Below are 17,323 nucleotides of genomic sequence, written 5' to 3' on the forward strand. Positions count from 1 at the left end.
CCTTCGCTTATCGTGTGCGGAGTAATCGGAGTGAAACGTACGTTCGGGCGAGGGGGCGGCAGTGCTGGCGGACACCACACCGGTGAAGCGCAACAGCCTGCGGCAGCAGATCGCCGACGCGCTCCGCGACGAGGTGCTCACCGGCCGGCTCCCGGCCGGCCGGGACTTCACCGTCAAGGAGATAGCGGAGCTGTACGGCGTCTCCGCGACGCCCGTGCGCGAGGCGCTGGTCGACCTGGCGGCGCAGGGCCTGCTCGACGTCGAGCAGCACCGCGGCTTCCAGGTCCGGCGCTTCACCCCCGACGACTTCGTCTCCATGGTCGAGGCCCGCAACCTGGTGACCGAGGGGATCTTCCGGCGCGTCGAGGGAGACCGGCCGCGCGAGGTGCCGGCCGAGGTCATCGCGTCGGTGCGGCGCCGGGGCGAGGCCGCGGCACGGGCCGCGCGCTCCGGGATGCTCGACGTGCTCATCGGCTGCGACATCCGCTTCTGGCGCGAAGTCGCGGCGCTTTCGGGCAATCCGCACATCTGTGAGTTCCTCGACCGGATCCGCACCCAGACCTGGATGTACTCGATCCCGTACCTGCGGGCCCATCCGACGCTCGCGGGCGTCTGCTGGTCGGACCACGTCGAACTCGTCGACGCAGTCCGGGACCGCGACCTGCCCGCGGCACGCCGAATCATCGCCGGCTACAACGAGCACGCCCTCGCGCTGATGGTCGAACTGGCACGGCAGTAGCTTCGCGACAGCCGGAAACGACGCCACCTCCTGACGCCGACCGCGCCTCGCACTACGCTGGCCCGACGATCGCATAGACGACTTGGAGCGCCTGTGGCCTGCGACTTGTGGCTGGTTCCGCTTGTGGACGTGCTCTGCCACAGCCCCGAAAACCCTTTCTCCGAGGAACTGGCGCGCTACGACAAGGCGTTGAACGACGCGGGCCTGCCGCCGGTGCCCGTGCACACCTACATGCCGGGGCTCTCCGGCGACGTCGGCCCGGTGGCCGGCTTCGACTACGACGCACTGCACTTCCTGCGCCGGGCCTTCCTGTTGAACCTCCAGGGACTGGAGGTCACCCCGGTCGACGCGCTCGGGGGCGACTACGAGCAGCTGCTGGAGATGTTCGAGGCGACCGCCCAGCAGTCGCACCTCGTGTGGCACTACGACCACGCGGGCGCCTACGTTCCGCTGGACTTCCCGTTCCCCGTCGTCAACGACGAACTGCTGGAGGGCGGCGGTCCGCTGGGTTCGAGCCACGGCCTGCTGCGCGACCTCGAGTCCGTCGCGGCGGCGATCGGCATCGACGCGGCCAACCCGCCGCAGGCGCCGGCCCCGCCGGACCGGCCCACCGGACTGGAGGAGCCGGCCGCCCAGCCGTCGTACGATCCCAGCCCGTTCGCCCGCGAACGGCACGTCTGGCTCGGCCTGCACGCGGCGGCGACCCGCTCGCTGGCGCAGGGATCGATGGTGGTCTTCAGCTGACGGCGGCGCCCTGCGCCGGGCAGGCGCCAGTTTGAAGACAGGTCCTAGCGGGTCGGCCCCTCCGGGGGCCGCTGGCGCGGCATGTTCGGGCGTCCGCCGGGCGCCATCGGGAAGCGGCCGTGGGCCGCGCCCTCGGTGCGCGCGGCCCACGGCACGGTGGCCTGCGCGCGCAGCGGCGCGCTCCGCGTCCCGAACTCCGTCATCCAGTCCGCCGTCTCCATCCTGACCAGGTCCGAGACGTCCTCGCAGAACCGGCGCAGCACCCCGAGACAGCGTTCGGCCGCCTCGGCAGCCGTGCCCTCGGTGGGGCCCAGCACCTCGCGGACGCACTCCGCCGCCCAGTCGAAGCGCAGCGCCTCCAGCCGTCGCTGCACCGCCTGGGCGGTGGCGACGTCCCGCATCCAGCCGGACGTCAGCCCGAAGAGGCGGTCGAGGCCGACGCAGACAGCGGCGAGGAGCAGCGCCACATAACCCCAGCGCGCGGCGCCGCCCGCGACGCCGGTCAGTTCGATCAGCGGCAGCGCTGCCCCGACCGTGCCGAATAACGCGGTGGCGAGCCGCAGCCCGCGCGCGCCGTGCCGCTTCCAGACGCGGTCGGCGAGGTACCAGTCGGTGGTCTGCAGCGCCCCGGACTCGGCCCAGCGGTAGAGCTCCTCCAGGCGTTCGGCGGGCTCGCCCCAGTCGCCGAGCGGAAAAGGCAGTGCCCGCAGGTCCTCCTGGCTATGCAGAGCCCGTTGAACGGGCTCCTCCCGGGGAGCCTCCTCGGGATACATGTCCGGCTGGCTCACTGCGCGCTCCCTCGCATTCCGGCGCTCGTCTCCCGGCACCGCTCGTCCTCCGACACGACGAAGCTCCCTTCTTACCGCCGAACGGCTGACCGTGGGGGCAGGATCTTTTGATTTCAGCCCTTAAATGCCTCGTGGTCAGGTATAGGCCGAACATTCGTCCCACTCGAAAGAGTGAGCCGCGGCGCGCGGCACGGGGCTCCGCACGGGGCCACTACCCTTGGGCACGTGAAGGTCCTTGTCATCGGCGGCGGCGCCCGCGAACACGCCCTGTGCCGCTCTCTGTCCCTCGACCCCGATGTCACCTCGTTGCACTGCGCCCCCGGCAACGCCGGGATCGCGGAGGCCGCCGAGCTGCACCCGGTCGACGCCCTCGACGGCGCCGCCGTCGCCGACCTCGCCGTCTCGATCGGCGCGGATCTCGTGATCGTCGGTCCGGAGGCCCCGCTGGTGGCGGGCGTCGCCGACGCGGTCCGGGCCCGCGGTGTCGACTGCTTCGGCCCGTCCGCGGAAGCCGCGCAGCTGGAGGGCTCCAAGGCGTTCGCCAAGGAGGTCATGGCCGGCGCGGGGGTGCCCACCGCCCGCTCGTACGTCTGCAGCACCGCCGAGCAGATCGACGTGGCGCTGGACGCCTTCGGCGCCCCGTACGTCGTCAAGGACGACGGTCTGGCCGCGGGCAAGGGCGTCGTCGTCACCGACGACCTCGCCGAGGCCCGCGCGCACGCGCTGGCCTGCGACCGCGTCGTCATCGAGGAGTTCCTGGACGGCCCCGAGGTCTCGCTCTTCGCCGTCACCGACGGTGTGACGGTCGTCCCGCTGCAGCCCGCCCAGGACTTCAAGCGCGCGCTGGACGCCGACGAGGGCCCGAACACCGGCGGCATGGGCGCGTACTCCCCGCTCCCGTGGGCCGACCCCAAGCTGGTCGACGAGGTCGAGCGGACGGTCCTGCAGCCCACCGTGGACGAGCTGCGCCGCCGGGGCACCCCGTTCGCAGGGCTGCTCTACGCGGGGCTCGCGATGACCTCGCGGGGCGTGCGCGTGATCGAGTTCAACGCGCGCTTCGGCGACCCGGAGACACAGGTCGTCCTCGCCCGTCTCAGGACCCCGCTGGCCGGTCTGCTGCGGGCCGCCGCGACCGGACGGCTCTCCGAGGTCGAGCCGCTGCGCTGGACCGACGACGCCGCCGTCACCGTCGTCATCGCCTCGCACAACTATCCGGACACCCCGCGCACCGGCGACGAGATCACGGGTCTCGCCGACGTCGTGGAGCAGGACGAGCACGCGTACGTGCTGCACGCCGGCACCAAGCTGGACGACGAGGGCCGGGTGGTGAGCGCGGGCGGCCGGGTGCTGTCCGTCACCGCCACCGGCGCTGACCTGGCCGAGGCCCGGGAACGGGCGTACCGGGCGGTCGCCCGGGTGCGGCTGGACGGCTCGCACCACCGGACCGACATCGCGGCCGAGGCGGCGAAAACCGACCGGTCCTGAGCCGGCCTCCGGGGTGGCTTTACCCAAAGCCACCCCTAGGAGTGATGGCTTCTCCAACCGGCTGACGTGGCAGCGGTCCCCAACTACTGTGCCCCGGAAGCGCACTGCCGGACGGTGTGGTGCTGTGCGGCAAGTAGCCGTACAGACATTGCGTTGTCCGTGGGCGGTGCGACAGTGGGGTAAGCCGCCGATGGCGGTCGTGACAGTGAGACGGGGGTGAGCCGCCCGATGGCCGGAGAAACTGGTGAGGGAGTCGCACGCTCCCGTGCGCTCGCGGTGCTGCGGATCCGCAGCACCGCGAGCGCCGTGGCGCTGTTGCCCGCCGCCGCGGCCGTGGTCCTGCTCGTGGGCGGCGCCACCGGGCGCGTCGGCGACAGCTGGGACGCGCTGCGCTGGTCGGTGGTGGGCGGAGCCCTGCTGGTGCTGCTGCTCGCGGGCGCTGTCGCCGCCGTTGTCGTCCGGGCCCGCCCTGCGGTCAGCCCGACGGTGCCGGTCGCCGAATCGTCGGCCCCCGACCTGTACCGGATGGTCCACGACCTCGCGGTGCGGCTCCAGGTCCCCACGCCCTCCGCGATAGAACTCACTCCCGACTGCGACAGCTGGCTGGAGGACCGCCGCCCGGAGCGGGCGGCCGCCGGCCGCCGGGGCCGCCGCCAGGAGCCGCTGGCCCCCGTGCTCGTGATCGGCTCGCCCTTCATGTGGTGGATGCGGGTCGCCGAGCTGCGCGCCCTGCTCGCCCCCGTCGTCGCCGGCACCGGCCCCTCCGCCGACCCCGACATAGCCGCGGCCCGGCGCTTCATCCGGGGTCTGGACGCGGCGGCGGGCGTCGCCGCGGCCCGGCCCGGCGGTCTCGCCCGGCCCGCGTACGCGTTCCTCGGCTGGGTCGCCCGGCTGCTGCTGCGCGGCTGCCGGGCGCACGCCGCCGAGATGGAGCGCGGGGTGGCCGCGTCCGCCTCCGAGCGCGCCCAGGCGGTGGACTACGGGCTGCGGATCGTCGCCCAGGAGCAGGTCGGCCTCGCCTACGCGGGCTGGGACCGGCTGCTGACGCGGGTCGCGCTGCCCGCCTGGCGGATGGGCCGCTGGCCGTCCCGGCTCGACGCCGGAGTGGTGGCCGCGCTCACCGATCTGTCCCGCCGCGACCGGCTGGCCGAGGGCTTCGAGTCCCGGCTGGGCGAGCGTCCCGCCTGTGACCTGCTCGAAGAGCCCGGCACCGTCGACGAGGCGGCCTCGCTGCTGGCCGCCCGGCTCTTCCACGGCGGCCCCGAGGACCACGGCCCCGACTGGTCGCCCGTCGACTGGGACTCGTACCCCGAGGAGGTCGTGGACCGCATATGGCGTTCCGAGGCCGCCCTGCTCATCCGGGTGCTGGACGAGCCGGGCAGCGCCGTGCCGCGCCCCGAGCGCGACCGGCCCGCGGTCATCACCGTGCAGAACGCCGAGCAGACCGCCAACGCGGAGAGCCGCTCCGGCGCCGGGCTGCTGATGGGCGGCCAGGCCGCCCGCCAGGCAGCCGTGGCCGGCGCCGCCGAGCTCCCCGACGAGATCGGCCGGGCCACCATCGCCCGGGTGATCGACCGGCTCTCCCGGGGCGGCAGCGAGGAGCTGGCGGCCAGGATCACCGGCCATGTCGCCCGCGAGGAAGCGGCCCGCGAGGCCAACCGGAGAACCGCCACCGGCACCCCCCTCGCCCCGGTCTACCAACTGCTCCCGCCCCGCACCGGCCGCGAGCTGCTCACCGAACACGTCACGGCGATGGTCTGCTGCGCCGCCGTCGACACCGCGGGCGCGACGGCCGGTCTCGACTGGCTGGACGGCCCCGCCCTGCTCGTCAACGGCGCCCGCCGGGCCGATCTCGCGTGGCCGGTGCTCCGTCTCGTGGAGAACGGCGACGCGGCTCCGCTGCGCTCGTGGCTCACCGCCGTCGGCGTCCGGCTGGAGAAGCCCGTCCGACTCGTCTGACGCAGGGGCCCCGCCCCTTTCAGCGTGTGACCGTTTCTGCCTCACTCGGAGCGAAACTGTTCCGATTATCCGCCACGAACAGTAACCATGAGAGTGCGTTATGTGATGTGCTGGGTATGGGCGCGAAGGATTCTGCCCGTGGGCGTGGCGAAGAAGGGAGGCACACGTGGGGACGGAACAGATCCGGCGCTGGCAGTCGGGAGCGCTCGCACATGGCGTGACCGACCCGTTCGGACAGGGCCCTCTGCCATGGTTGCGCGGAGCCGAGCAGTACCTGGACGACGAGGGAAACGTCGTCCCCTGGTACGTGGACCTCTCCGCGAGCCGCGGGGAGGCACCGGCCCGGCCTCACGTGCCGGGCCCGCGCACCGCCGATGACGTGCACTGCCAGGTCAAGGGCTTCGCGTCGGCCGGCGCGGTCGCCCCGGGGGCGGCCATCGACTTCAGGGTGACGGTGGACCCGCCCCAGCAGTTCACCGTCGACATCTACCGCATCGGCCACTACGGCGGTGACGGCGCGTGCCACATGACGGCCAGTCCACGGCTGTCCGGCATCGTCCAGTCGGCCCCGCTCGCCGCCGGCCGCACCGTCTCCTGTCACCACTGGTGGCAGTCCTGGCGGCTACAGGTGCCGGGGTACTGGAAGACCGGCGCGTATGTGGCGGTGCTCACCACCGCCGGCGGCTATCGCAGCCACATTCCGTTCACTGTGCGTGACGAGCGCCCGCCGGCCCCGCGCCGCTACCCCTCCAAGGAACCGCCCCGCGCCGCCGCGCTCGACGCGGACCTGCTGCTGCTGATGCCCGACGTGACCTGGCAGGCGTACAACCTGTACCCGGAGGACGGCAGGACCGGCGCCAGCCTCTACCACGCCTGGGACGCCGACGGCCGGCTGCTCGGCGAGGAGGAGGCGCCCGCCACGGTCTCCTTCGACCGCCCGTACGCGGGAGCCGGGCTGCCGCTGCACGTCGGCCACGCCTACGACTTCATCCGCTGGGCGGAGCGGTACGGCTACGACCTGGCCTACGCGGACGCCCGCGATCTGCACGCCGGCCGCGTCGACCCCTCCCGGTACCGCGGCCTGGTCTTCCCCGGGCACGACGAGTACTGGTCGGTCCCGATGCGCCGCGCCGCCGAGGCCGCCAGGGACGGCGGCACCTCGCTGGTCTTCCTCTCCGCCAACTCCATGTACTGGCAGGTCGAACTGGGCCCCTCCCCGGCCGGCGAGCCCGACCGGCTGCTGACCTGCCGCAAGCGCCGCGGCGACGCCCGCGGCCGCAGCGCCCTGTGGCGGGACCTGGGCGAGCCGGAGCAGCTGCTGCTGGGCGTGCAGTACGCCGGCCGCGTCCCCGAACCCGCCCCGCTCGTCGTCCGCAACGCCGACCACTGGCTGTGGGAGGCGACCGGCGCGGCCGACGGGGAGGAGATCGAGGACCTGGTCGCCGGTGAGGCGGATCGGTACTTCCCGCGCACCGCGCTGCCCGAATCCACCGACCGGATCCTGCTCGCGCACTCGCCGTACGAGGACGCCAACGGGCGCCGCCGCCACCAGGAGACCTCGCTGTACCAGGCTCCGAGCGGCGCTTATGTCTTCGCTTCCGGCACCTTCGCGTGGTCACCCGCGCTCGATCGGCCGCACTACGTGGACGCGCGGATCCAGCGCGCCACGGCCAACCTCCTGGACCGGATCTGCAAGCGCGACTAGGTTCCGGCACAACCCGTAGGTCCGCTCCGGCCGCGCACCCTGTCGGATCGCACCCCCTTCCGTGCGGGAGAATCGGGAGCTGAGCCACCGAGTGGGGAGGACCCATGTCCGGATTCGTCGAGAAACCTGAACCCGTCCAGGTACCGGGACTGGTGCATCTGCACACCGGGAAGGTCCGCGACCTGTACCAGAACGCGGCCGGTGAGCTGGTGATGGTGGCCAGCGACCGCACCTCCGTGTACGACTGGGTGGTGCCCACCGAGGTCCCCGACAAGGGCCGGATCCTCACCCAGCTGTCGCTGTGGTGGTTCGACCAGCTCGCCGACCTGGTCCCCAACCACGTCATCTCCACCAACGTGCCGCCCGGCGCCCCCGCCGACTGGGCCGGGCGCACCATGATCTGCAAGTCGCTGCGGATGATCCCGGTCGAGTGCGTGGCCCGCGGTTACCTCACCGGCTCCGGCCTCGTGGAGTACGAGAAGCACCGCACGGTCTGCGGCCTCGCGCTGCCCGAGGGCCTCGTCGACGGCTCGGAGCTGCCCGCGCCGATCTTCACGCCCGCCACCAAGGCCGAGGTCGGTGAGCACGACGAGAACGTCTCCTACGAGGAGGCGGCCCGCCAGGTCGGCGCCGAGACCGCGGCGCTGCTGCGGCAGACGACCCTGGCGGTCTACGGCCGGGCCCGCGATGTCGCCCGCGACCGCGGCATCATCCTGGCGGACACCAAGTTCGAGTTCGGCTTCGACGGTGACGGGCTCGTCATCGGTGACGAGGTGCTGACTCCGGACTCCTCGCGCTTCTGGCCGGCCGACCAGTGGGAGCCCGGCCACGCCCAGCCGTCCTTCGACAAGCAGTTCATCCGCGACTGGCTGACGTCCCCCGCCTCCGGCTGGGACAAGAACAGCGAACTGCCCCCGCCGCCGCTGCCCCCGGAGATCATCGAGCAGTCCCGCGCCAAGTACGTCGAGGCCTACGAGCGCCTCACCGGCACGACCTGGTCCTGAGCCCGCGGGAAGGCCCGGCCGCGCGAACCGCGGCCGGGCATCCGGCGGCTGTGCACGGTGGCCGGGAACGAGGAAGGCCCCGGTGGAGAAATCCACCGGGGCCTTCGTTCTGCTGAGCGGACGACCAGGTTCGAACTGGCGACCTCAACCTTGGCAAGGTTGCGCTCTACCAACTGAGCTACGTCCGCATCGCGCTTGCTGTGTGCATTGCGCGAGAGCCACTATACCCAACCGCGCTCCCGGGCGATGCGCGCGGCCTCGTGACGGTTCTCCGCGGAGAGTTTCGCGGCGGCGGACGAGAGGTAGTTGCGCACCGTCCCCTGCGACAGCGCGGCCCGCCGGGCGATCTCCGCGATCGGCGCGCCGTCGGCGGCCAGGTCGAGGACCTCGGCCTCGCGGGCGGTCAGCGGGGAGTCCCCGGCGCTGATCGCGTCGGCCGCCAACTCCGGGTCCACGTAACGGCCTCCGGCGTGCACCGTGCGGATGATCTCCGCGAGCCGCTGTGCGGAGACGGTCTTGGGGACGAACCCCCTGACGCCCGCGGTGAGCGCCCGCTTCAGGTGCCCAGGACGCCCGTGACCGGTCACGATCATGGTCCGGCAGCCGGGCAGTTCGGCCCGCAGGGATGTGGCGACCGCCACACCGTCGGCGCCCGGCATCTCGAGGTCCAGGACCGCGACATCCGGCCGGTGCGCCCGCGCCATGGCGAGCGCCTCGGGCCCCGAGGCGGCCTCGGCGACGACGATGATGTCGTCCTCGTAGGACAGCAGCGCGGCGAGCGCGCCGCGGATGAGGTGCTCGTCGTCGGCGAGCAGCACGCGCACGCGCGCCTCGCCGCTCCCGGCGGCTGCGGCGGTTCCGGGTCGATGCGTCATGCGGCGCCCTCCTCGCTCTGCGGACCAAGGGCGTGGGTGCCCGGGGTTGCCGGGGTGCCGGCGCCGCGTTGCAGCGGCACCCGCGCCGTCAGCCGGAAGACCCCGCCCGCGTCCGGCTCGGCGGTGAGCGTGCCGCCCAGCGCGCCGACGCGCTCGCGCAGCCCGGTCAGCCCGGTCCCCGGCGTCCTCGGACCGGCCGCGGCGGGGACGGCCGCCGCGCCGTCGTTCTCCATGGTCAGCACGGCGGGGCCGGACGGCGGGGCCAGCAGCCGGATGACGCAGCTGCGGGCGTCGCCGTGCCGCAGCACGTTGGTGGTGCCCTCGCGGACCACCCAGGCGATCACGGACTGGACGGCGGGTGCCAGCGTCGCCCCGTCGTCGCCCTCCGCCCGGCAGTCGACGCCCGCGGCCCGCAGCACCGACAGCGCGCCCGCCAACTCCACCTGCAGATCCGCCGAACGGTAGCCGCGGACGACCTCGCGCACCTCGCGCTGCGACTCCCGCGCGATGCGCTGCACCTCCACCATCTGGTCGACGGCCTCCGGGCGCCCCCGCTGGGCGAGTTGCACGGCGAGCTCGCTCTTGAGCGCGATCACCGACAGGTTGCGCCCCATCACATCGTGCAGATCCCGTCCGAACCGCAGCCGTTCCTCCGCCACCGCCAGCCGCGACTGCGCCTCCCGCGCCGTGTCCAGCTCCCACACGACGACCAGGATCCACGCGGAGCCGCGGTAGGTGAACGCCATGCCCGCGCCTCCCGCCGCCACGCCGATGGCGTAGCCCAATGCCTCGCCTCCCGGCAGTCCGGCCGCCGCGGAGAACGCCGCCACCAGCGCGGCCGTGCCCGCGACGAGCAGCACGATCCACCGCGGGCGGCGGATGTTCAGCACCGCGGGGCCGATCGCGAAGCTGGTGAAGCCGATGACGATCTGGACCGCCTCGCCGCCCGGGGACAGCGTGCCGCGCGCCCGCAGGACGACGACGAACAGGACGGCGAGGGCCGTCACACCGCCGAGGGCGGCGAGCAGCCCGGTCGGCCGCTCGCGGCGGCCCAGCGCCCAGTCCAGCACCCGCGAGACCAGCACCGCGCACAGCACGGCCTGCCCCAGCAGCGCCCACAGGACGACGCGCGCACCCGTCGGGCTGTCGGAGCGCTGCACCGCGCCGAGGACGAGGAAGACCTCGATCGCGGCGAAGGAGTAGAGCGACCACCGGGTGTAGAGCTCGAAGCGGGCCGGGTCGCTGCGCCCCTCCCACCATCCCGTCAACTTCGCCACGGTCGTCTCCCTGGGCCTGGTCAGCGGCGCGGTTCCCAGCGGAACCACCGGCGTACAGCAAACACCGCGAGCACCGTCCAGGCCACCGCCAGGCCCAGCGTCCGCAGGACCTCGCCCGCCCCCGCGCCACCCAGCCAGCCGAACCGTACGAGGTCGGTGACGGTGGTGACGGGCAGCAGCCGGCACAGGTCGGCGATGTGGTCGGGCAGCAGGTTCACCGGGACGAAGAGCCCCGACCCGATGATCGACACCATGAACAGCGGCAGGGTGGTCAGCTGCGCCACCTCCACGCTCCGGGTGAAGACGGTCGAGACCGCCGCCAGCGCCGCCAGCAGCAGCACTCCCGACAGCACACCCGCGACCAGCAGTTCGGGCCGCCGGGGAGCCGGCAGGTCCAGCAGCACCGCACCCGCCACGACCAGCGCCGTGCACTGCGCGAGCGCCACGGCGGCCGCCGGGAGCGCCGTCCCGGCCAGGATCTCCAGATCCGACACCTCCCCGGTCCGCAGCCGTTTGAGCACCAGCTCCTCGCGCCGCGCCACGTAAGCGGTCACCAGGTTGTAGTAGACGACGAAGAGCAGGACGACGCCGATGCCGCCGCTCATCGTCTGGGCGTTGCGGGTCAGCCCGGCTTCCCTGAGGTCGTCGGCCGGGATCACCGAGCGCGTCGCCCAGACCATGGCGACCGGCAGCAGCAGCGCGGTGTACAGCGCCGTCCGGTTGCGCCAGAGCAGGGTGAGTTCGGCCCGCCCGAGGGCCAGCAGCCGTGTACCGCTCCCGGTCCTGGCGCCCGCCGCGCGCACCGCCTCCGTCCCCTCCAGCGTGCCCGTGCCCGTGCCTGTCCCTGTCCCCGTGCTCATCGTGCGTCCCCCTTCGCGATGTCCATGAACGCCTCTTCCAGCGTCGCGGTCCGCGCGTCGAGTCCGAGGAGTTGTACGTCCCGGTCGCGCGCCCACGCCAGCAGTTCCAGCAGGTCCTCCTGGAGCCGCACCGTCCGCACCTCGATCCGGCGCCCGTCGGCGGCCGACGGGACGGACAGCGGCAGCCGGTCCGGGGTCACCCCCTCCGGCAGGGTGAAGCGGATCCGGGCCGGGCGGGCCGCCGTCACCTCGGCGGGGGTGCCGATCGCGACGATCTGCCCGTCGCGCATGATCGCCAGCCGGTCGGCGAGGTCTTCGGCCTCCTCCAGGTAGTGCGTGGTGAGCAGGACGGTCGTGCCCTGGTCCCGCAGTTCGCGCACCAGTCGCTGGGTCTCGTGGCGGCCCTCCGCGTCGAGCCCGGTGGTCGGTTCGTCCAGGAAGAGCACTTCGGGGCGGCCGAGCAGCGCCATCGACAGGTCCAGGCGCCGCCGTTCACCGCCCGACAGCTGCTTGACGCGCACCTTGTGGCGGGTGCCGAGGCCGACCATGTCCAGTGCCTCCCCGACGGGCCGGGCCCCGCTCGTGCACCCCGCCCACATGCGCGCGGTTTCGGCCACCGTCAGGTCGGAGGGGAAACCGCCCTCCTGGAGCATGACGCCCACCCGCGGCCGCACCAGCGCCCGCTCCCGGTAGGGATCGTGCCCCAGCACCCTGACCTGGCCGCCGCTCGGCCGGGCCAGCCCCTCCAGCACCTCGACGGTGGAGGTCTTGCCCGCCCCGTTGGTCCCCAGCAGCGCGAAGAGCTCGCCGCGCGCCACCGTGAACGTCACTCCCCGTACCGCCTCGAATTGACCGTCATATCGGCGGCGCAATCCGGCGACATCGATCACCTTCTCGTGGGTGTCCCCGCTGTACGTGTCCATATATCCAGCGTTCCGCCGGCCCGGACGCGACGTCAGTGCGCGCTGTCATCGGCATTGATGACGAATGTCATGAGGGGCCGGGGGTGGCGGGGGAAGGTGAAAACAATGAAGTCCCCGGTCGAGGATCCGACCGGGGACTTCATCGAACTGAGCGGACGACCAGGTTCGAACTGGCGACCTCAACCTTGGCAAGGTTGCGCTCTACCAACTGAGCTACGTCCGCACCGCGCTGTTGCGCAGGACTACTCTACCCGATCCATTGGACCGGTCAGAACAGTCAGAGCGGGTGACAGGGATCGCACACTGCGCCTCCCCCCTGGAAGGGGGGCGCTCTACTACTGAGCTACACCCGCGTGACTATCGAAGACCTGGTCTTTCGACCCTGCCCTCGGCGTGCTCCAAACAGTAGCGGAACACAGGGGGTGCCTGTCCAGTCGGTAGGGCCGCAGCTCGCGGCGCGTCGTCCGTCGGCTCGTGGAAGATCGGCTCCGGCCCGTGGGCGACCGGCCGCCGGCTCAACTCGCTTCGTTGAACGCCTCGTAGACCTTCTTCGGGATACGGCCCCGCGGCGGCACGTCGAAACCGTTGGACCGGGCCCACGCGCGCACCGCTGCCGGGTCGGGCGCGACGGCCGTGCGCTGGTAGACCTTTCCCGAACGGGCGTGCTTCCGGCCGGCGCCGACATACGGCGACAGGGCGCTCCGCAGCTTGTCGGCATTGACGGCCGACAGGTCGATCTCGAAGGACTTTCCGTCGATGCCGAAAACGATCGTCTCGGCTGCCTCGCCGCCGTCCAGATCGTCGGAGAGGCTGACCACTACGCGCTGCGCCATGGGTGTCGGTCCTTTCGTGCGGAATCGGCTTCCACCGGCTTCCTTGCTGCCACTGATCAACGACTGATCAACGGTTGAGCTGGGCCGATGCGATGAAGCCGACATGTCGGGGACAATAAGTTTTCATTTGTACGATGCCATGCATTACGTCGGGAAGCCGGAGGATTATTCCTCCGCGTGTCCCGCCGCAATCGGACCCTACGTTTCTTGAAACGCAATCCCTAGGGAATCGGACGGCCGATACTTAAACGTGATGAGCGTCAACCGTCGGAGAACGGTATATCTACCCGCGTAGATTTTTGTGGCGGGTACGCTGAAGTCACTTCACGCACCACCACAACACCGGGAGTGCCAGTGGCACGCGTCGTAGTCGACGTCATGCTCAAGCCGGAGATCCTCGACCCCCAGGGCCAGGCGGTGCATCGCGCACTGCCGCGTCTCGGGTTCGAAGGGATCGCGGACGTCCGCCAGGGAAAGCGCTTCGAACTGGAAGTGGAGGGGCCGGTCGACGACGCCGTCCTCGCCCGCATCCGGGAGATGGCCGAAACCTTCCTTGCCAACACCGTCATCGAGGACTTCATCGTGAAGGTGGAGTCGTGACGGCACGCGTCGGCGTCGTCACCTTCCCCGGGACGCTCGACGACCGCGACACCCAGCGCGCGATCCGCGTCGCCGGTGCGGAGCCGGTGCCCCTGTGGCACCGCGACAAGGACCTCCACCAGGTCGACGCGGTCGTCCTGCCCGGCGGCTTCTCCTACGGCGACTACCTGCGGGCGGGCGCGATCTCGCGTTTCTCCCCCGTCATGGAGTCGGTCATCGCGGGCGCCAAGGACGGCCTTCCGGTCCTCGGCATCTGCAACGGTTTCCAGGTGCTGACCGAGTCGCACCTGCTGCCCGGCGCGATGCTCCGCAACAACCACCTGCACTTCATCTGCCGCGACCAGAAGCTGCGGGTGGAGAACGCGGACACCGCCTGGACCGCCGATTACTCGGCCGGCCAGGAGATCTCCATCCCGCTGAAGAACATCGACGGCCGCTACGTGGCCGACGAGCGGACGCTGGACGAGCTGGAAGCCGAGGGCCGCGTGGTCTTCCGCTACCTCGACGTCAACCCCAACGGCTCGCTGCGCGACATCGCCGGCATCTCCAACGCCGCGGGCAACGTCGTCGGCCTCATGCCGCACCCCGAGCACGCCGTCGAGCCGCTGATCGGCACCGGCCGCACCGACGGTCTCGGATTCTTCACCTCGATCCTGAAGAAGCTGGTCAACGCATGACCCTCGACACCATTGCGAACGCCGAGAAGACCCCCGAGGCCGAGCAGCCCTGGGCCGAACTCGGCCTCAAGCCCGACGAGTACGCGCGCATCCGCGAGATCCTCGGCCGCCGCCCGACCGGCGCCGAGCTCGCCATGTACTCCGTCATGTGGTCCGAGCACTGTTCGTACAAGAGCAGCAAGGTCCACCTCAAGCAGTTCGGCGAGAAGGCCCCCGAGAACGACGCCATGCTCGTCGGCATCGGCGAGAACGCCGGCGTCGTCGACGTCGGCCAGGGGTACGCGGTCACCTTCAAGGTCGAGTCGCACAACCACCCCTCGTACATCGAGCCCCACCAGGGCGCGGCCACCGGCATCGGCGGCATCGTCCGCGACATCCTCGCGATGGGCGCGCGGCCGATCGCGGTCATGGACCCGCTGCGCTTCGGTGCCGCGGACCACCCCGACACCAAGCGCGTCCTGCCCGGCGTGGTGTCCGGCATCGGCAGCTACGGCAACTGCCTCGGCCTGCCGAACATCGGCGGCGAGGTCGTCTTCGACGCCTGCTACCAGGGCAACCCGCTCGTCAACGCGCTCTGCGTCGGCGTCATGAAGCACGAGGACATCCACCTCGCCAAGGCGTCCGGCGCCGGCAACAAGGTCATCCTCTACGGTGCCCGCACCGGTGGCGACGGCATCGGCGGCGTCTCGGTCCTCGCCTCGGAGACCTTCGACGACGCGAAGCCCAGCAAGCGCCCCGCGGTGCAGGTCGGCGACCCGTTCCAGGAGAAGCTCCTCATCGAGTGCACCCTGGAGATCTTCAAGGCCGACCTCGTCGACGGCATCCAGGACCTCGGCGGCGCGGGCCTGTCCTGCGCCACCTCCGAGCTGGCCTCGGCCGGCTCCGGCGGTATGCGCGTCGAGCTCGACACCGTCCACCTGCGCGACTCCTCCCTCTCGCCCGAGGAAATCCTCATGAGCGAGTCCCAGGAGCGCATGTGCGCGATCGTCGAGCCGGAGAAGGTCGCGCGCTTCCTGGAGATCTGCGAGAAGTGGGACGTCATCGCCACCGTCATCGGTGAGGTGACCGAAGGCGAGCGGCTGGAGATCTTCTGGCACGGCGAGCAGATCGTGGACGTCCCGCCGCGCACCGTCGCCCACGAGGGCCCGGTCTACGACCGGCCGTTCGCCCGCCCGTCCTGGCAGGACGCCCTCCAGGCCGACGACGCGAACAAGCTGCCCCGCCCGGCGAGCGGCGACGAGCTGCGCCGCCAGGTGCTGGCCCTCGTCTCGTCGCCGAACCAGGCGTCGAAGTCCTGGATCACCGACCAGTACGACCGGTTCGTGCAGGGCAACACGGTGCTGTCGTACCCCGAGGACTCGGGCATGGTCCGCATCGACGAGGACACCAACCTCGGCGTGGCCATCGCCACCGACGGCAACGGCCGCTTCGCCAAGCTCGACCCGTACACCGGCGCGCAGCTCGCGCTGGCGGAGGCGTACCGCAACGTCGCCGCCACCGGCGCCAAGCCGCTCGCCATCTCGGACTGCCTCAACTTCGGCTCCCCCGAGGACCCGGACGTCATGTGGCAGTTCGCCGAGGCCACCCGCGGCCTCGCCGACGGCTGCCTGATCCTGGGCACCCCGGTCACCGGCGGCAACGTCTCGCTCTACAACCAGACCGGCGACGTCGCCATCCACCCGACCCCCGTGGTCGCGGTGCTCGGCGTCATCGACGACGTCAACCGCCGTACGCCGATGGCGTTCGCGGAAGAGGGACAGCTCCTGTACCTCCTCGGCGACACGGCCGAGGAGTTCGGCGGCTCGGCCTGGTCCGAGGTCATCCACGGTCATCTCGGCGGACTGCCGCCCAAGGTGGACCTGGAGCGCGAGCGGCTGCTCGGCGAGATCCTCATCTCGGGCTCCCGCGACGGCATGATCGACGCCGCGCACGACCTCTCGGACGGCGGCCTCATCCAGGCCGTCACCGAGTCGTGCCTGCGGGGCGGCAAGGGCGCCCGGATCGTCGTCCCGGACGACCTCGACCCGTTCGTCCTCCTCTTCAGCGAGTCGGCCGGCCGCGCGATCGTCGCCGTCCCGCGCAGCGAGGAGCTCCGCTTCAACGACATGTGCGGCGCCCGGGGCCTCCCGGCGGCGCGCATCGGTGTCGTGGACGGCGAAGTGATCGAGGTCCAGGGCCAGTTCACGATCCCGCTGAGCGAGCTGAAGCAGGCGCACGAGGCGACGATCCCGGCTCTGCTGGCCTGATCGTTCGCGTCAGGTCCCGGCCCCTCGGAAGGGGGCCGGGACCTGCCAGGATCGCGCGGCCGGCGACGCTCCTGGCCTTCGACCTCCACCCGGACGACGAGCTCATGGTCGGCCTTCGGCCTCCTGCTGGGGAGGGAGTGGTTCAGGGGGAGCGTGCCTCCTCGGTGAGGGCAACGATCTCGTCCATGGCGGCGCGCCAGGCGGGCGCCTCCGGAGGGAGCGCTGCCGCCGACTCCTCGGCGTTGCGCCGCCGTTCGTACAGGTCCGGGCGCCGCTCGATTTCCACTTCGCCGGACCACATCAGCAGCCACATCCGCATGGGGCCGATGGTGTCGTGCTGGACGGCCATGGAGAACGCTTCGTTCTTCTGCCGATCCATCTCCTCCAGTCGGTGAGGTGCGATGCGGGCAAGGGCGACCCGCAGGGCGTCGGGGGTCCGTGCGGGCCGGGGGATCAGCTCTCCGCCGGGGTGCTTGGGTCGCGTAGTCACATGGCGGTCCTCTCAGGTCATACGAGCTACGGGGCGGGTGAGTGGGCCGAGTTCGGGGGGCGGGGGCCGGGGTCAGAACGTTGCGGAGTGGTTCTTCTGCGGCGCTGCGCACCTTGAC

At 71.8% G+C, this 17,323-nt stretch carries 16 protein-coding genes and 3 tRNA genes; 9 read left to right on the forward strand and 10 right to left on the reverse strand.

What is annotated here, in order from left to right; all coding sequences use genetic code 11:
• Nucleotides 1–82 precede the first annotated feature (82 nt).
• Both O3X23_RS31965 and O3X23_RS31970 read left to right on the forward strand, forming a co-directional pair.
• On the forward strand, nt 83–739 hold the full coding sequence (locus tag O3X23_RS31965; RefSeq protein WP_269275750.1) for a GntR family transcriptional regulator: 657 nt from the start codon (nt 83–85) through the stop codon (nt 737–739).
• Between the two features lie 93 nt (nt 740–832).
• Entirely contained in the window at nt 833–1,483 is a 651-nt protein-coding gene (locus tag O3X23_RS31970) for a hypothetical protein (RefSeq protein ID WP_269275752.1), read from the forward strand.
• 44 nt (nt 1,484–1,527) lie between these two features.
• Here the strand turns inward: O3X23_RS31970 and O3X23_RS31975 are convergent, their stop codons facing one another.
• Entirely contained in the window at nt 1,528–2,271 is a 744-nt protein-coding gene (locus O3X23_RS31975; protein WP_269275754.1) for an SLATT domain-containing protein, read from the reverse strand.
• Between the two features lie 225 nt (nt 2,272–2,496).
• Here O3X23_RS31975 and purD point away from each other — a divergent pair, with 225 nt between their 5' ends.
• The 4 genes from purD (at nt 2,497) to O3X23_RS31995 (ending at nt 8,424) form a co-directional block, all read left to right on the forward strand.
• A complete protein-coding gene (gene purD / locus O3X23_RS31980; RefSeq protein WP_269275756.1) occupies nt 2,497–3,756 on the forward strand; it encodes a phosphoribosylamine--glycine ligase in 1,260 nt (419 codons plus the stop codon).
• A gap of 228 nt (nt 3,757–3,984) precedes the next feature.
• Complete coding sequence (locus O3X23_RS31985) at nt 3,985–5,715, forward strand: hypothetical protein (RefSeq protein ID WP_269275759.1); 1,731 nt, start codon at nt 3,985–3,987, stop codon at nt 5,713–5,715.
• Between the two features lie 166 nt (nt 5,716–5,881).
• A complete protein-coding gene (locus O3X23_RS31990) occupies nt 5,882–7,420 on the forward strand; it encodes a N,N-dimethylformamidase beta subunit family domain-containing protein (RefSeq protein WP_269275761.1) in 1,539 nt (512 codons plus the stop codon).
• Between the two features lie 104 nt (nt 7,421–7,524).
• A complete protein-coding gene (locus O3X23_RS31995) occupies nt 7,525–8,424 on the forward strand; it encodes a phosphoribosylaminoimidazolesuccinocarboxamide synthase (protein ID WP_269275763.1) in 900 nt (299 codons plus the stop codon).
• Nucleotides 8,425–8,539: 115 nt separating this feature from the next.
• On the opposite strand, the gene O3X23_RS32000 is transcribed toward O3X23_RS31995, so the two are convergent.
• From O3X23_RS32000 to O3X23_RS32035, 8 genes are all read right to left on the reverse strand, one after another.
• A tRNA-Gly gene (locus tag O3X23_RS32000) sits at nt 8,540–8,612 on the reverse strand.
• 33 nt (nt 8,613–8,645) lie between these two features.
• Nucleotides 8,646–9,299, reverse strand: a complete 654-nt coding sequence (locus O3X23_RS32005; RefSeq protein WP_269275765.1) for a response regulator transcription factor — start codon at nt 9,297–9,299, stop codon at nt 8,646–8,648.
• Nucleotides 9,296–10,576, reverse strand: a complete 1,281-nt coding sequence (locus tag O3X23_RS32010; RefSeq protein WP_269275767.1) for a sensor histidine kinase — start codon at nt 10,574–10,576, stop codon at nt 9,296–9,298. Before O3X23_RS32010 ends, O3X23_RS32005 begins: the two co-directional genes overlap by 4 nt.
• Nucleotides 10,577–10,596: 20 nt before the next feature.
• Complete coding sequence (locus tag O3X23_RS32015) at nt 10,597–11,436, reverse strand: ABC transporter permease (RefSeq protein ID WP_269275769.1); 840 nt, start codon at nt 11,434–11,436, stop codon at nt 10,597–10,599.
• Entirely contained in the window at nt 11,433–12,359 is a 927-nt protein-coding gene (locus O3X23_RS32020; protein ID WP_269275771.1) for an ABC transporter ATP-binding protein, read from the reverse strand. The genes O3X23_RS32015 and O3X23_RS32020 overlap by 4 nt, the downstream gene beginning before the upstream one ends.
• Nucleotides 12,360–12,509: 150 nt before the next feature.
• A tRNA-Gly gene (locus O3X23_RS32025) sits at nt 12,510–12,582 on the reverse strand.
• 58 nt (nt 12,583–12,640) lie between these two features.
• Nucleotides 12,641–12,712 (reverse strand) — tRNA-Gly (locus O3X23_RS32030).
• Nucleotides 12,713–12,874: 162 nt separating this feature from the next.
• Nucleotides 12,875–13,192 carry a histone-like nucleoid-structuring protein Lsr2 gene (locus tag O3X23_RS32035; protein ID WP_269275772.1) on the reverse strand — a complete coding sequence of 106 codons (318 nt, stop codon included), beginning with the start codon at nt 13,190–13,192 and terminating at the stop codon, nt 12,875–12,877.
• 354 nt (nt 13,193–13,546) lie between these two features.
• Here O3X23_RS32035 and purS point away from each other — a divergent pair, with 354 nt between their 5' ends.
• The 3 genes from purS to purL are packed head-to-tail and all read left to right on the forward strand — an operon-like array spanning nt 13,547 to nt 16,715.
• Nucleotides 13,547–13,792 (forward strand): phosphoribosylformylglycinamidine synthase subunit PurS, encoded by a 246-nt coding sequence (gene purS, locus O3X23_RS32040; protein WP_269275773.1) that lies wholly within the window; start codon nt 13,547–13,549, stop codon nt 13,790–13,792.
• A complete protein-coding gene (purQ, locus tag O3X23_RS32045; RefSeq protein ID WP_269275775.1) occupies nt 13,789–14,469 on the forward strand; it encodes a phosphoribosylformylglycinamidine synthase subunit PurQ in 681 nt (226 codons plus the stop codon). Before purS ends, purQ begins: the two co-directional genes overlap by 4 nt.
• Nucleotides 14,466–16,715, forward strand: a complete 2,250-nt coding sequence (purL, locus tag O3X23_RS32050; protein ID WP_269275777.1) for a phosphoribosylformylglycinamidine synthase subunit PurL — start codon at nt 14,466–14,468, stop codon at nt 16,713–16,715. Before purQ ends, purL begins: the two co-directional genes overlap by 4 nt.
• Before the next feature lie 142 nt (nt 16,716–16,857).
• On the opposite strand, the gene O3X23_RS32055 is transcribed toward purL, so the two are convergent.
• A complete protein-coding gene (locus O3X23_RS32055) occupies nt 16,858–17,205 on the reverse strand; it encodes a hypothetical protein (RefSeq protein ID WP_269275779.1) in 348 nt (115 codons plus the stop codon).
• Nucleotides 17,206–17,323 lie beyond the last annotated feature (118 nt).

It is taken from the genome of Streptomyces sp. H39-S7, from assembly GCF_027158205.1.
Taxonomy (GTDB): Bacteria; Actinomycetota; Actinomycetes; order Streptomycetales; family Streptomycetaceae; genus Actinacidiphila.